We start from the raw sequence: 14971 nt of genomic DNA on the forward strand, positions 1-14971 counted from the left end.
CCATGGACCGCGCCCTCCTGGTCATCGCCCACGGCAGCCGCGATCCGCGGCACGCGGCGACCGTGCACGCCCTCACCGGGCGGGTGCGGGCGCTGCGGCCGGGGCTGCGCGTGGAGACGGCCTTCCTCGACTTCAACACCCCGACGGTGGGGCAGGCGCTGTCCTCGCTCTATCTGTCGGGCGTACGGGAGGTCGTGGCGCTCCCGCTGCTGCTGACCCGCGCCTTCCACGCGAAGTCCGACATCCCGGCGGCGCTCGCCGAGGCGACCTCGCGCCTGCCGGGGCTGTCGGTGCGGGTGGCGGACGTCCTCGGGCCGTCCCCGCTCCTGCTGACGGCCCTCGAACGCCGGCTCTCCGAAGCCGGCCTCACCCCGGCGGACCGCGCCACCACTGCCGTGGTGCTCGCGTCCGCCGGCTCCACGGACCCGGAGGCGATCGCAGTGATCGCTGAAACCGCGCGGGAGTGGCGGCGCACCGGTTGGTGTGCCGTGCGGCCTGCGTTCGCCTCCGCCGCACTGCCCCGTACGGAGGACGCCGTACGGGCCCTGCGCGCCGAGGGCTTCGTACGGGTGGCGGTGGCCCCGTACGTCATCGCCCCGGGCCGGCTCCCGGACCGCATCACGGCCGGCGCCGAGGCCGCGGGCGCGGACGTCGTCGCGGACGTCCTGGGCGCGGCCCCGGAACTGGCCCGACTGCTACTGCACCGCTTCGACGCGGCCGCGACGGCGCCGTCCCGCCTGCCGGCCCTGTCCGCCTGACACCTCTCGCGGCACGTCCGGGCCCACCGCACACGAATGCCCCCACCCGAGGGGTGGGGGCATTCGTGTGCGGGAAGTTCCCGGTAGGTCTCCACGACTCCTTCGGACTTTCCGTCCGAGGGAATCAGGACTTTCTCCTCCAGTTTCCCCCGTAATCGACCGACCGTTCCGCTTCCTTTCGGAGCGGGGTCGGTCAGCGAGCCTCGGAGTAGTTCTCCATGGCCAGGACCTTGCCGTAGGTCGTGCGAGTGGTGCAGTTGCTGTAGGTGTGGACCTTCTTGACGGTGTACGCCCGCTGGAGAATCCCGTCCTTGTACGTGACCTTCGTACGCGGGGGCGCCGTGACCGTGAACCGGGTCGACGTGGTGTACGAAGCGGTCACCGCGGTCGACACCCCGAACTTGGCGTTGACTTCGGCGACGACAGCGTTGGCGGTCAGGCCGACCTCCGCGGAGACCTCGGTGCTCTTGGACTTGTTCGACGAGTGGGTGAAGGTCTTGGTGATGGTGCCTGCGGACGAGTTGTTGAGAATTCCGGAATCGTAAGAGTGCCAGGAACTCCCGTTCGAGGTGTACGAGCGATAGTCGTGCGGCTGGCAGTGATCTGCCGCCATGGCATTTCCAGTGGAAAGAAGGCTGGCAGTGAGAGCCAGAACGCCCGCGGTCACGGTCGTCTTCACCCTGGGCAGCATGAATTCCTCCAGCATGTGACCCACCCCCCGTTGGAGTGGCCTTTTCGCTGAGCAGAATCTATGTGATCAAGCCGTCCAGCGCGCAGGAAAATGCATATATCTGAGCATTCCTTGAGGAATCGCGGGCCGAAAGAGAGCTATAGAACCTACTTCCTTGATCATTTATTTTGTTTACAATGTCCCGATATCGACCCTCGTTGGGCCTCATTTGTGCCAGTTCGGTCGCGGTGGTACCCCCGCGTCTTCACATCCGGCTACTCCCCTGCCAGATCGGCCTTCTGGGACTCGCTGAAGGTCGCCGAGGTCATGATCATTCCGGCGGTGCAGAAGCCGCACTGGAATCCCGGGGCGTCGCGGAACTGCCGCTGCATCGGGTGCAGGTTGCCGGGCGAGCCCAGCCCCTCGATGGTGGTCACCTCACGGCCGCTCTCCCTCACGAGGGCAGGCGTGTGACGGACCATCCACCGGCCTGAAGGGGTACGCAGGCGGGGATCGCCTCGACCTCGGGCGACGCACCGCGTTCGCGTCGAAGCCCGGTCGGCCACGGAGCGCCCGCTCTTCGTCCCCGGGTCGGATCCGGGGCGAATCCGGGTCGCTCCTACCGCTGCGGTCGGACAGCTCGACGAGGACCGGCGGACGTAGAGACTCCCCGCCAGCGTATCCCCGACCCGCCCGGCACCGCCAAGCGCGGCTGTCGAGCGCTGCCGCCGGGCCCGGCAAGATCCGAAAGAGACGGCCTAGGCCCGGGCGGCCGCCTCGTCCGCCAGGGCCGTCAGGTCCTCGATCGACATGGCGCCCGGCGGCAGGCCCTCCCGGGCGAAGATGTTCGCCGCGTGCCGCAGGACGTCGTTGACCGGCGTCGGTACCCCGTGCAGCCGGCCCAGCAGGGAGATCTCCCCGTTGAGGTAGTCCGCCTCCACCGAGCCCGTGCCCCGCGCCAGGCTCTGCCAGGACGAGCCGCCCCGCACGCCGGCGGGCTGCTCCACCTTGCCGTCGCGGGCCAGCGCCTGCTCGGCGTCCGAGGCGTACGGGATGCCGGCGGCCCGGAAGGCGGCCTTGCCCTCGCGGACGGCCCGCAGCAGCAGCGCCGCCTTCGCCGGGTCCGGTTCCGGTCCGGTGGTCGCCTGGATCGCGTTGCCCAGGTTCCCCAGCAGCTTCGCGTACTTCCAGCGCATCACGTCCGGGGCTTCCGGCGCCCCGAAGCCGGCCTTGGCGAGGTCCGCCGCGACGGACCGGGCCAGGGCGTCCGTGCCGCCCGCGGCCCGGCCCACGTGCAGGATGCCGGTCAGTGGCGCGCACAACGCCGAGACCACGCCCGGCTCCAGGAAGGTGGCGGGCAGCCATACGCACACCCCGTACACGCGCGCGAAGCGCCGTAGCGCCAGCCGCTCGCTCTCCACACCGTTCTGCGCGCACAGCACCGGCAGTCGCTGGGCGGCCGTACCGCCGCCCGCGACCTCCGCGTCGCCCCACGCGTCGAGCGCGGCGATGGCGTCCTGGGTCTTCACGGACAGCAACAGCACGTCGTCGGGGCGCAGTTCACCCAGTTCGTCCGGTCCGGTGACCACGGGCAGCCGGTGGACCCGGGTCCCGTCGGCCGTCGTGAGCCGCAGCCCCTCGGCCCGCAGGGCCTGCGCGTGCGCGCCGCGGGCGACGAGGACGACCTCACCGCCCGCCTCCGCGAGCCGTCCGCCGATGGTGGCGCCGACCGCGCCCGCGCCGATGATGATGTAACGCATGCCCCGAGCCTGGCACATCCGGCCGCCCGTGTGACCGCCGGGGCACGCAGAACTCCCGTGCGGGCGGGCGCGCCTTACGACTGGTAGTTCTGCCAGCCGGAGGGATCCGACCGGACCATGGTCAACAGGTCCTCGGCGAGCTGCTCCTCGAAGAAGAGCCCCCGGAATTCCTCCGGGACCAGCTCGGAGTTGATTCCGAACGAGGGGGTGCCCGGTCCGATCGGGTCGTCGCCCGTGTGCTCGTACGCCGACTGCGACGCGGTGACGAAGTCCTGGTGCTTCATCGTGGACACCGCGGTGTCGAAGGCCTCGCCGCGCAGACCGGGGACCCGATCGGCGAGTTCGAGCAGACGCTCCGTGGTGAAGCCGCCCGACTCCTCGACCGCCGTCTGGTTGTCGATCAGCACGGCGTGGTACTCGGCGAACTTCTGTCCGTCCAGCGCGGCGCGCAGGGCGTTGACGGCGCGCTTGGAGCCGTCGCCACCCAGCCTGACGTCCTTGAAGGAGGCGAGCGTGTACTCCGTCCTCACCTGGCGCCTGAGGGTCTGCGCGCGGATCGCCTTGGCGCCGGTGGACTCGAAATCGACCACGACCGGGCACCTGGGGTCCTCGTAGAGCCGGACGACCGTCTTCGCGAGCGGGTCCCCCACCGTGATCGTCGTACCGTCTGCCGCCAGGGCCTCGGGCAGATCCGTGATCCCCGCGTACGTCGCGGGCGCGGCGCCCCCGTTCGACGAGGGGGCGTACGCCCCCTGGCCACATCCGGCCGTGGCCACCGCCAGCGCTCCCCACGCGACTGCGGCGGCCAGCCGTCCGACTGTTCTCATCTGCACGTTTCCCCTCCCGATGAACAACCGGACTGTAGACGTCACCGGCTCGGGGCGCACACCTGTTTCGTTCGGCGCCCGGGATCAGGGCGCGGTCAGCTCCACGAGCTTGGCGACGGTGTTCCAGTTCCGCGTGGTCACGTCGAGGCCCTTGACGACGGCGGGCTTGGCGAGGGCCTCGGCGAGCTTGGAACGGCCCAGGCCCTCGGGGACGTGGAGGTACACGACGCGGTCACCGATCCGGTACTCCTCGGGGAGGTACGCCGCCTCGTCGAGCGCGGCGAAGCGTTCCGGGCCGGGCTGTTCGGAGCAGAAGGTGACGTGCAGCTGCTTGCCCTCCAGCTCCGCGGCCGGGAACGGACAGGCTTCGGCGACGCCGCGCAGGTACGTGCCGTCCAGCACCAGGCACGCCACGCGGAAGCCGAAGTGCGCCTCGATGGCCGCCTCCAGTTCCCGGGCGAGGTCCGTCGGGTCCTGCCGCACGCTGCTGAAGACGGCGTTGCCGCTCTGCAGGTACGTCCGCACGTCGCCGTGGCCGAGCCCCTCCAGCAGCGAACGCAGCTCCGCCATCGGGACCTTCTTGTTCCCGCCGACATTGATCCCGCGCAGCAGGGCCGCGTACTTCTTCCTCGCCGTCGTCTTCGCCGTCGTCATCGCCTTCTTCGCCATGGGCGCACCCTAGAACCCTCCTACGACAATTCGGCCTCGATGAGGTCGGCGGCCTGCCGCGTGCCACCCTCGGTGGCCATCCCTGCGCGGACGGCCTCCGCGCGGGCGGCGACCTCGGGGTCGGCGACCAGTCCGAGGACCGCCTCGCGCAGGGTCGCGGCGTCCGCCTCCGCCATCGGGACGTGGCGGGCCACGCCCAGCGAGACGAGCATGTCGGCGTTGCCGAACTGGTCGACGGCCTGCGGGACGGCGACCATCGGGGTGGCGGTGGCGAGCCCCTCCTGGCTGCCGCCGGCGCCCGCGTGGGTGATGAACGCGTCGGCCTGGCGCAGGATGTCCAGCTGGGGGACCCAGCGGTGGACCTCCACACCGGCGGGGACGGGACCCAGGTCGGCCTCGTCGGTGAACTTGCCGATCTGCAGGACGAGATGCCAGTCGGGCAGGTCCGCGAAGGCCTCGACGCAGGCGCGGTAGAAGGCCGGCTGCCGGGTGAAGGTGGAGCCGAGCGAGACGAGGACGACCTTCTTCCCCTCGGCGGACGCGGGCCGCTGCCATGTGCCCTCGGTGGTGCCGCGATCGGCCTGGCAGGCGCCGACGAAGGTGTACACGGACCCGTCGACACGATCGGCGTGCGGCTGGAGCGCCCGGGGGATGAGGACGACGCTGCGCCGCGGGCGGCCCTGGAAGCGGTCGACGTCCTCGCCGAGGCCGTTCTCGCCGAGCCAGGCGGCGAAGGCGGCGTAGTACGCCTGCCCGCGCGCGGAGGCCTTCAGCTCGGCGAACAGCGGCTCGGCCACCTCCTGCTCGTACCCCTCCCAGGCGACGAGGTTCGGGGAGAGCGAGACGGCCGGGACCCCCCAGCGGTGGGCGAGCACGGGCGCGGGGTAGGAGGTGATGTCGTGGAGGACGAGATCGGGCTCGTCGCCCTCGAAGGCGGCGGCGAGCTGCGGGAGCGCCTGGACGGCGTCCGTCAGGAACGGCTCCACGTTGTCGATGAGCTCGGTGCCCCAGGCCTCCGGCGCGTCGTCGGTGGGGAGGGTGGAGGTGTAGATCACGGGCGTGGCGCCGGTCTCCGCGACCTTCTCGGCGAAGGAGGCGGGGATGGCGTAGCTGACGCGGTGGCCCCGGGCCACGAGCTCCCGGATCACTTCGATGCTCGGGTTCACGTGTCCGTGGGCGGCGATGGAGAACATGGCGATGTGGGCGGGCTTCGCTGTGGTCATGATCCAACCGTAAGCGAGACGATACGTCTCGTGCAACTTCTTTCCGGTGGCTTCAGGACCGGCCCGGCGAACCCGACGCGCCGTTCGGACCCGCTGGGCCGAACGGGTGATCCGCGCCCGTCATGCGGTCGACGTCGACGTCGAGGGAGTTGAGCCAGGCGAGCGCGGCGAAGAACCGGGGCGAGGAGACCCCCGGCGGACCGTCCGTGGCGGGCCCGCCGGGCACGGGCGGTCCGCTGCGCGGATCCACGGCTTCCCCCGCCCCCGCACCCGCCCACTCGGCCGCCTTCCGCATCCGGGTGGCCACCCCGGCCGCCCGGTGGTCCAGCCGGACACCGTTCGCCGGCCCGACGGCCGGACCGCCGCGGACGAACAGTCGCCGCGAGCCCCACAGCACGTGGTGGCCCGACATCATGGCCGCCTGCCAGTCCGTGGTCGGGTCCTCGGTCGTCGTCCGTGGTTCGCTCTGGTGCTGGGCGAACGCGGACTCCGCCATGGTCAGCGCGTGCTGGAGCGGCCGGTCGTCGGGGACCTGCCCCGGTCCTCCCTCCACCACGGCGGCCGTGGTGCGCTCGACCGTCTCGGCCTCCGTCGTCAGCAGCAGGGCGACCGCCCGGTGCAGCTCCCGCTGTGCCCCGCGCGGCCAGGCCAGCACGCCGAACACCACACCGATCAGACTGCCGATGATCACGTCCAGGATCCTGACCTCGGCCAGCTGCCAGGTCACCGGCGCCAGCTGGGCGAAGACGAAGGCCACCGTGAGGGTGAACAGGCCCTGGGCCCAGCCCACGCCCCGGACCGGCCCCACCTGGAACGCGGTGAACATCACGAACGGCAGGGCGATCGCGTAGACGGTGGTGTGGCCGGCGATCAGGGCCAGCAGCAGGCCCGTGACCAGGGCGCCGAGCATGGTGCCGGTGATCGCCACGCGGACGGTCGCCCGGGTCTGGGCGGCGGTGGTCCGGGTCAGGCTGAGGACGGCCAGCATCGCCCAGAAGCCGTGGGGCAAGGAGTCGACGCCCGCGACCGTACGGGCGGCCGCCAGCGCGAGGCTGATCCGGACGGCGTTCTGGAAGTACACGGAGCGCGGCCCGGCGTGGCCCGCCAGCCGGTGCCACCACAGGCGCGGCGCGTGCTTGCCCGCGTACCAGAACCGGCCCGAGTCGACGTCCTCGGGCACCCGCGCGTGCCGGCCCCGTACGGCCAGCTCGGCAGCTGTCGCCAGGGCCACGGCCGCGTCCGTCACCTCCAGCACCGCCGCCCGCCGACGGCCCCGCGCGGCGGTCGTGGGTGCCTCGCGCGCCGCCGAGGTGGCGGCCCGCTCCCGTACGCGCCGCAGCACGTCGGCCGCCTCGGTCGTGTCGGCCCTGCCGTCCAGCAGGTCCGCGGTCTCGGTGACGGCCCGGCCGACCGCGGTCAGCACCTCCGCCTCCTGCTCCATGGGCACGGGGCCCGGGGGCGGGGGTGACGGGGGCAGGTTCACCAGGCGGGCCAGGAGCGTGCGGGCGGCCAGGCCCACGTGCGACAGGGCGCGGTCCCGCAGGCCCGGCCCGGCGGGACGGTCGGCCTCGTCGACCCGGAAGGGCCGGAGCGATCCGCCGGCCTCCTTGGCCGTCTCCGCGGAGGCGGCGGACAGCGTGTACGGTGCGCGGCCCAGCTCGGCGACGCAACGGGCGGCGGTGTCGGCCGCGTCGGCGGCCGTCCGACGGTAGGTGGGCCCGCGCTTCTCCGGCAGGAGGAAGACCTCGGCCAGGATGAGCAGCAGCAGGCCGAAGGTCGCCCCCGCGAGCCGTTCGAGGAGGGTGTCCGGCGCGTACGGCGGGAAGCACGGCAGGATGTAGAGCAGCTGCAGCCCCGGGGCGGCGCCCGCCGCGCGGGGCCCGGCCGCCGCCACGAAGGCCAGGAAGAAGCCGATCAGGAGCATGCCGACCACGGCGCTCCAGGTCCGGATCGCCAGGTAGGTGCCGATCGTCAGCAGCAGCCAGGCCGCGGGGGTCGCCTTGGCCATGACCGCCGCCCGCTGGCGTCCGGTACCGGGGATGTGCGAGAGGGCGGCCATCGACACGGCGGCGAACAGCGCGTACGTCGCCGCCACCGGCCGGTCCAGCGCGTACAGGCACACGAAGAACGAGGCGCACGCGGAGAGGGTGGTGCGCAGGGCGCGCCGTGTCACGACCGAGGGACCCCGGTCGGCGCGTCCGGCATGTTCGGCGCACATGACTCCAGGATCGGGCCACCTGCCGGAAGCCACCACATACTGACGTGCGGGAGCGGATCCACGGCGAGGGGCGGGAGCGGCGGTATGGACGAGGCACGGGCACGGAACGTACTGGCGACAGCGGGCCTGACCAGGGGCACTCCGGACGGTCCGGGCACCTCGGGCGCGCCGGTCCTCCTCGCGCTCGGCGAGAACGCGGTCTTCGCCATCGGCGACCTGGTGGTGAAGGTGGGACGGGAGGCGGCGCTGCTGGAGCGGGCCGAACGGGAACTCGCGGTGTCCGGCTGGTTCGCCGAGGCCGGGATCCCGGCGGTCCGCGCGGCCGAGCCGAAGCCGCGGCTGGTGGACGGGCACCCGCTGACCCTGTGGCACCGGCTGCCGGACGCGGTACGGCCCGCCGGGCCCGCGGACCTGGCGGCGCTGCTGCGCCTGGTGCACGCACTGCCCGAGCCGCCCTTCGCCCTGCCCGCGCGGGACCTGCTGGCCGGGGTCGAGCGCTGGCTGCGGCTGGCGCAGGATGCCGTGGCCCCGGCCGACGCGGCCTATCTACGGGCCCGCCGGGACGCCTACGCGGGTGAACTGGCGGCCCTGACCCCGCGGCTGCCCCGGGGCCCGATCCACGGGGACGCCCTGCCGCGCAACGTCCATATGGGCCCCGACGGTCCGGCCCTGGTCGATCTGGAGACCGTGTCGGTCGATCTGCGCGAGCACGACCTGGTGGTGATGGCGCTCTCCCGGGACCGGTACGGCATGCCGTCCGAGGAGTACGAGGCCTTCGTGGCGGCGTACGGGTGGGACGTCCGCGACTGGGAGGGCTGCGCGGTCCTGCGCGGCGCCCGGGAGACGGCAAGCTGTGCCTGGGTCGCCCAGCACGCCCCCGCCGACCCGGCGGCACGGGCCGAGTTCCGCCGCCGCGTGGCCTCCCTCAGGGACGGCGACCGGGAAGCCCGGTGGCGTTCGTTCTAGACGTCCTCAGGCGGGTCGGCCCTGGGGCGGGATCAGGCCGCGCAGCGGCCAGGCCTCGTCGATCACCGCGTCCGGGGTGCCCTGGCGGCGCAGGTACGACTGGAAGTCGCGGGCCCAGCGGGCGTGCCAGGTGCTCTGCCGCGCGTGCAGGTCGGCCGGGCTGAGCCCCGCCACCTCCGGATGCCGCTCGGCTATCGCGCGGGCCACCTGGACCGCGGCCAGCGCGTCCGCCCCGGCGTCGTGCGCGTCGTCGAGGGTGACCCCGTACACCCCGCAGACCGCCTCCAGGGTGCGCTTGCCCCGCCGGTAGCGGTCCACGGCCCGGTCGATGGTCAGCGGGTCCACCACCGGTCCGGTCCGTGCCGCCCCGCCCAGCCGGTCGGCCAGCGACGGCAGCCCGTGCCGGGCCAGTTCGGCGCTCAGCAGGGTCAGGTCGAAGGCCGCGTTGTACGCGACCACCACCGCGCCCGTGCGCCAGTGCCCGACCAGGGCCTCGGCGACCTCGTCCGCGACCTCCCGCACCGGGCGTCCCTCGGCGACCGCGCGTTCCGTGCTGATCCCGTGGATCGCCGACGCCCCTTCCGGGATCGGTATCCCCGGGTCCGCGAGCCAGCCGCGCCGCTCGCCCACCGCTCCGCCCCGCACCTCGACCAGGGCCGCCGTCACGATCCGCGACTCCCCCGGCTCCGTGCCGGTCGTCTCCAGATCGAATCCGATCAGCACACCGCCGTGCCAGTCCCCCATGCCGCGCCAGTCCTCCACCCCGTGCCCCTCCCCCGTACACCTTCGGTCAACGGGTTTCAGCCTGCCACGGGGCACTGACAGCCAGGCCGCCGGGGGCGCGCCGGGGCCGCCACGCCCGGTGTCAGGACACAGGTCGGGAGTCCTCCCACATCGACTCGAACTCTTCCCGGTACGTCGTGAACAGCCCGTGCTCCGCGTCCTTCGGCACCCCGCGCCCGCCGCCGCGCAGTACCAGGACCGGGGACTCCATGCCGCGTGCCCGTCGTAGGTAGGACTGGACCACCGCGATGCCCGAGGACTGCCCCTCCACCAGGTAGGCGGTGAACCGCGGGGTCTCGTCGAAGACGTGGATCTCGAAGCGGGAGGGGTCCCGCAGTCCCGCCCGGACCCGGCGGACGTGCAGGATGTTCATCTCGACCGAGCGGCTCAGCTCGCCCTTGCGCAGTCCCAGTTCCCGCTCGCGCCGCTTCACGGCGCTGCTCGCCGGGTTCAGGAACAGCAGCCGCACCCGGCAGCCGGCCTCCGTGAGCCGGACGAGTCTTCGGCCCGAGAAGTTCTGGACCAGCAGGTTGAGCCCTATGCCGATGGCGTCCAGCCGCCGGGCGCCGCCGAAGAGGTCCTCGGCCGGGAGCTGGCGCTGCAGCCGTACCCGGTCGGGGTGGACCGAGATGACGTCCGCGTACCGGTCGCCCACCAGGTCCTCGACGGCGTCGATCGGCAGCCGCTCCGCCGACGGGCTGCCGGAGACCCCGCCCAGGACCTCCAGGAGGCGCGCCGAGGCCCGCTCCGCCTGCTCCAGCACGGGCCGGGACAGGGCCCGGTTGCGGGAGACGACGTTGCGGGTGACCTCCAGTTCGTCCAGGGCCAGCTCGATCTCGCGCCGGTCGTCGAAGTACGGCTCGAAGCACGGCCAGTGCTGGACCATCAGCTCGCGCAGCTGGGGCAGGGTCAGGAAGCTCAGCACGTTGTCGTCGGCCGAGTCGAGCAGGTAGCCCTTGCGCCGGCTGACCTCGCGGACGGCGACGGCCCGCTGCACCCACTCCTGCCCGGCGGGTCCGGCGGCCGCCACGACCCAGTCGTCGGTGCCGTGCACCGGTTCGTAGATCGGCCGGAGCACCGCCCCGACCACCGCGCGCAGGCGCTGTTCGATGAGATTCAGCCAGATGTACGCACGGCCGGCCCGCTGCGCCCGGGTGCGGACCTCGCTCCAGGCCTCCGCGCCCCAGTCCAGCTCCACGCCGGTCCCCGCGTCCCCGGCCTCGGCCGGTCCGCCCGCCAGGGAGACCGCCCCGGCCGGGATCCCCGCGGGTGTCCCGCCGGGGACACCCCCTGGGGCGTCCGCCGGGCCACCCTCGTGACTGCTGTCACCAGGGGGCAGCTCCAGACCTCCCGAGCTCACCCGTGCACCGCCTTCTGCGTCTGGACGCCCGTCTCCAGTGATCACGGAAGGGTACTCCGCGCGCGCGGCCCGGTGCAGCCCGACGGCCCTTACCGCGACCGTCCGTTGACCCATTATCCGATGCGCACACAGTCCGCTGACCCGCATATCAGGTCTGCGGGTCACCCAATAGGACCCCTGCCAAGTCCGCGCTTGCGGCCCCTCTTTCGGGGAAGATCTGGCAGGGACGTGGTCCATGCCGGGTCGGCCGGGACATCTTCGGGCAACGAGGGAAGAGTCGTTATCTATGCAGGTCTGGCCGGGACAGGCGTATCCGCTGGGTGCCACGTACGACGGCGCCGGCACCAACTTCGCGGTCTACTCGGAGGCAGCGCGACGCATCGAGCTGTGCCTCCTGCACGACGACGGGTCGGAATCCGCCGTGGAGCTGCGCGAGACGGACGCCTTCGTCCGTCACGCGTACCTGCCCGGCGTGATGCCGGGCCAGCGCTACGGATTCCGCGTGCACGGACCGTACGAGCCCGAGCGCGGGCGGCGCTGCAACGCGGCGAAGCTGCTGCTGGACCCGTACGCCCGGGCCATCAGCGGTCGGGTCAGCTGGAACGAGGCGGTGTACGGCTATCACTTCGGTCGGCCGGACTCGCGCAACGATCTGGACTCCGCGCCGCACACGATGAGCTCGGTGGTGGTCAATCCGTACTTCGACTGGGCCAACGACCGGCCGCCGCGTCACGAGTACCACCACACCGTGCTGTACGAGGCCCACGTCAAGGGTCTGACCATGCACCATCCGGACCTTCCGGAGGAGCTGCGCGGCACCTACGGGGCGCTGGCGCACCCGGCGGTCATCGGTCACCTCACCAAGCTCGGGGTGACGGCGCTGGAGCTGATGCCGGTCCACCAGTTCGTCAACGACCACCGGCTGGTCAACGACGGGCTGAGCAACTACTGGGGCTACAACACCATCGGCTTCTTCGCCCCGCACAACGGCTACGCGTCGGGCGACCGCGGCCAGCAGGTGCTGGAGTTCAAGTCGGCGGTCCGGGCCCTGCACGAGGCCGGCATCGAGGTGATCCTCGACGTGGTCTACAACCACACCGCGGAGGGGAACCACCTGGGCCCGACGCTGTCCTTCCGGGGGCTGGACAACGCCTCGTACTACCGGCTGGCGGACGATCCGCGGCACTACATGGACACCACCGGCACCGGGAACTCGCTGCTGATGCGCTCCCCGCACGTGCTCCAGCTGATCATGGACTCGTTGCGGTACTGGGTCACCGAGATGCACGTGGACGGCTTCCGCTTCGACCTGGCGGCGACGCTGGCCCGCCAGTTCCACGAGGTGGACCGGCTGTCGTCGTTCTTCGACCTGGTCCAGCAGGATCCGGTGGTCAGCCAGGTGAAGCTGATCGCGGAGCCGTGGGACCTGGGCGAGGGCGGCTACCAGGTGGGCAACTTCCCGCCGCTGTGGACCGAGTGGAACGGCAAGTACCGGGACACGGTACGGGACCTGTGGCGCGGGCAGCCGCGCACGCTCGCGGAGTTCGCGGGCCGGCTGACGGGATCCTCGGACCTGTACCAGGACGACGGGCGGCGACCGCTGGCGTCGATCAACTTCACCACCTGCCACGACGGTTTCACCCTGAACGACCTGGTCTCGTACGACGAGAAGCACAACGAGGCCAACCGGGAGGGCAATCGGGACGGCGAGACCCACAACCGCTCGTGGAACTGCGGGGTGGAGGGGCCGACCGAGGATCCGGAGATCCTGGAGTTGCGCGCACGCCAGATGCGCAACTTCACGGCCACCCTGATGCTGTCGCAGGGGGTCCCGATGCTCAGCCACGGCGACGAGTTCGGGCGTACCCAGCAGGGCAACAACAACGCCTACTGCCAGGACAACGAGCTGTCGTGGGTGCGTTGGCCGGAGCCCGGCAAACCGGCCCCGTCGCTGCTGGAGTTCACCCGGCGGATGGTGTGGCTGCGCCGCGACCACCCGGTCTTCCGGCGGCGCCGGTTCTTCCACGGGCGGCCGGTGGAGGGTACGCACGACGAGCTGTCCGACATCGCCTGGTTCACCCCGCACGGGGAGGAGATGCGGGCGCGGGACTGGCAGGCGCAGCACGCGAAGGCGCTGACCGTCTTCCTCAACGGGGAGGCGATCTCCGAGCCGGGCACCCGGGGCGAGCGGATCACCGACGACTCGTTCCTGCTGATGTTCAACGCGGGCGCGGAGTCACAGGACTTCACCGTTCCGGCGGGGCACGGCACGCAGTGGCGGTTGGTGGTGGACACGGCGCGGGCGGACGTACTGCCACCCGGCACCGGGCCGCAGTACGCGGCGGGTGACCGGGTGGCGCTGACGGGGCGGTGCCTGGTGGTGCTTCAGCGCCCGGCGTAGGCGACGCCGCTCCCGTCCGTCGCCGGGGAGGAGTCGGTCCGCGGGCCCGGGAAGCGCGCCTGCGTGGGGTGCGTCCGGGCGGCGGGCTCCGCGGTGACGAGGGCGAGGAGCAGGCAGAGCGCGGCCGCCCCGACGGCCACGGCGAAGGCCCCGGCGGGCCCGTACGCCTCGGCGAGGCGCCCGCAGACGACCAGTGCCGTGGCCTGCCCGGCCACCAGGCAGCTGGCGGCGAAGGCCATCGCGGTGGAGAGCCGGGCCGGTTCCACGGCCCGCTCGGTGAGCGCGAACGCGGTGATCAGGTGAGGTGCGTAGGCCGCGCCCAGCACGGTGACGACGGCGTACAGCGGCCACAGGCCGTCGGTGAACAGCAGCGGCGTCGAGAGCACCAGGGCGGCGGCGGTGGCCACCCGCCAGCGCAGCCGCAGCCCGAAGCGGGCGGGCAACCCGCCGAGCGAGATGCCGACGACCGCGCTGACCACGCCCATGGCGGAGTAGACGACGGCGGCCTGGTCCGGGACGCCGAGCCGGATGGTGAGCGCGGTGATGCCCGCCTGGCAGGCGCCGAACATCACGCCCTGGAGGGCGAGGGAGCCGCGTACGGCGTGGACCACTCCGGGCGAGCGGACCCGGCCGCCCGGGACCCGGTCCGGGGCCGGCGAGCCGGCCGTGACGGCGGCGGTCGGGTGCAGCGCGTAGATCGTGCCGAAGACGGCGACGAGGCCCGCCGCGCCGGCGAGGGCGACGGCCGGGTGCGCGAGGAGCGCGGCGAGTCCGACGAGGGCGGGCCCGAAGACGAAGGAGACCTCGTCCAGGGTGCCTTCGAGCGCGTGGACGGCTCCGACGACGCTCTCGTCGGACCGGGCCCGGTGGGCCAGGGCCACCGAGCGGGTGCGGGCGAGCGGTCCGATCAGCGGTACGGAGGCGCCGGTGAGGGCGCCGATCGCGGCGAGCGGGACGGTGGCCAGGTGGGTGAGCGCCCCGGCGACGAGGGCGGCGGTGGCCACGGCGTTGACGGCGGCGGCGGCCAGGACGACGGGGCGCTGCCCGTGGCGGTCGGCGAGCCGGCCGAGTACGGGTCCGAAGAGGACCTGCCCGAGGGAGAGGGCGCCGCCGACCGTGCCCGCGGTGGCGAGGGATCCGCTGGTCTGGGCGACCAGCAGGAAGCTGCCGAACTGGGACATCGCGACGGGCAGTCGGGCGAGGAAAGAGACGAGCGGAAGTAGGGGCCCGGTCAGGGCGATGACTTTTCGATACGTGCTGACGGTTCCAACCACTTGATCGACATTAACCCGGCGCAGTCACTCGGATGCATTGGGTCATGGCACGGAATCCGGCA

At 72.6% G+C, this 14971-nt stretch carries 12 protein-coding genes and 1 pseudogene; 3 read left to right on the top strand and 10 right to left on the bottom strand.

Translation table 11 applies throughout. The features are described from left to right. Window positions 1-2: 2 nt before the first annotated feature. On the top strand, window positions 3-758 hold the full coding sequence (locus ACWG52_RS08960; protein WP_389809158.1) for a sirohydrochlorin chelatase: 756 nt from the start codon (window positions 3-5) through the stop codon (window positions 756-758). Between the two features lie 193 nt (window positions 759-951). On the opposite strand, the gene ACWG52_RS08965 is transcribed toward ACWG52_RS08960, so the two are convergent. The 7 genes and pseudogenes from ACWG52_RS08965 to ACWG52_RS08995 all read right to left on the bottom strand — a co-directional run bounded on the left by ACWG52_RS08965 (window position 952) and on the right by ACWG52_RS08995 (window position 8125). Continuing rightward, window positions 952-1371, bottom strand: coding sequence for a hypothetical protein (locus tag ACWG52_RS08965; protein WP_389809160.1), 420 nt, complete (start codon window positions 1369-1371; stop codon window positions 952-954). A gap of 344 nt (window positions 1372-1715) precedes the next feature. Beyond that, window positions 1716-1898, bottom strand: a pseudogene (locus tag ACWG52_RS08970) (2Fe-2S iron-sulfur cluster-binding protein); the annotation flags it as partial. A 288-nt stretch (window positions 1899-2186) separates the two neighbouring features. After that, entirely contained in the window at window positions 2187-3188 is a 1002-nt protein-coding gene (locus ACWG52_RS08975; protein WP_389809163.1) for a ketopantoate reductase family protein, read from the bottom strand. Between the two features lie 74 nt (window positions 3189-3262). Beyond that, the gene (locus ACWG52_RS08980; protein WP_389809166.1) at window positions 3263-4015 is read right to left on the bottom strand and encodes a DsbA family protein; all 753 of its coding nucleotides are present in this window, start codon (window positions 4013-4015) and stop codon (window positions 3263-3265) included. A gap of 84 nt (window positions 4016-4099) precedes the next feature. Beyond that, window positions 4100-4684, bottom strand: a complete 585-nt coding sequence (locus ACWG52_RS08985) for a DUF1697 domain-containing protein (protein WP_453128388.1) — start codon at window positions 4682-4684, stop codon at window positions 4100-4102. A gap of 20 nt (window positions 4685-4704) precedes the next feature. Continuing rightward, window positions 4705-5907: a macrolide-inactivating glycosyltransferase gene (mgt, locus tag ACWG52_RS08990; RefSeq protein ID WP_390140270.1), complete on the bottom strand. Its 1203-nt coding sequence runs from the start codon at window positions 5905-5907 to the stop codon at window positions 4705-4707. 52 nt (window positions 5908-5959) lie between these two features. Next, window positions 5960-8125, bottom strand: coding sequence for an FUSC family protein (locus ACWG52_RS08995; RefSeq protein ID WP_389809177.1), 2166 nt, complete (start codon window positions 8123-8125; stop codon window positions 5960-5962). An 84-nt stretch (window positions 8126-8209) separates the two neighbouring features. On the opposite strand from ACWG52_RS08995, the gene ACWG52_RS09000 reads away from it, so the two are divergent. Then, window positions 8210-9091 (top strand): phosphotransferase enzyme family protein, encoded by an 882-nt coding sequence (locus tag ACWG52_RS09000; protein WP_390168466.1) that lies wholly within the window; start codon window positions 8210-8212, stop codon window positions 9089-9091. Window positions 9092-9097: 6 nt separating this feature from the next. Here ACWG52_RS09000 and ACWG52_RS09005 read toward each other — a convergent pair whose 3' ends face one another. Together ACWG52_RS09005 and ACWG52_RS09010 are read right to left on the bottom strand one after the other, a co-directional pair. Then, window positions 9098-9835 carry an exonuclease domain-containing protein gene (locus ACWG52_RS09005; protein WP_453129054.1) on the bottom strand — a complete coding sequence of 246 codons (738 nt, stop codon included), beginning with the start codon at window positions 9833-9835 and terminating at the stop codon, window positions 9098-9100. 121 nt (window positions 9836-9956) lie between these two features. Next, the gene (locus tag ACWG52_RS09010; RefSeq protein WP_266353737.1) at window positions 9957-11234 is read right to left on the bottom strand and encodes an SAV2148 family HEPN domain-containing protein; all 1278 of its coding nucleotides are present in this window, start codon (window positions 11232-11234) and stop codon (window positions 9957-9959) included. A 286-nt stretch (window positions 11235-11520) separates the two neighbouring features. Here ACWG52_RS09010 and glgX point away from each other — a divergent pair, with 286 nt between their 5' ends. Further along, window positions 11521-13635, top strand: coding sequence for a glycogen debranching protein GlgX (gene glgX, locus ACWG52_RS09015; RefSeq protein ID WP_389809183.1), 2115 nt, complete (start codon window positions 11521-11523; stop codon window positions 13633-13635). Here the strand turns inward: glgX and ACWG52_RS09020 are convergent. Continuing rightward, on the bottom strand, window positions 13620-14909 hold the full coding sequence (locus tag ACWG52_RS09020) for an MFS transporter (protein WP_389809186.1): 1290 nt from the start codon (window positions 14907-14909) through the stop codon (window positions 13620-13622). The two genes, glgX and ACWG52_RS09020, sit on opposite strands and share 16 nt — an antisense overlap. Between the last annotated feature and the right edge of the window lie 62 nt (window positions 14910-14971).

Source organism: Streptomyces sp. CLCI03 (genome assembly GCF_053615355.1).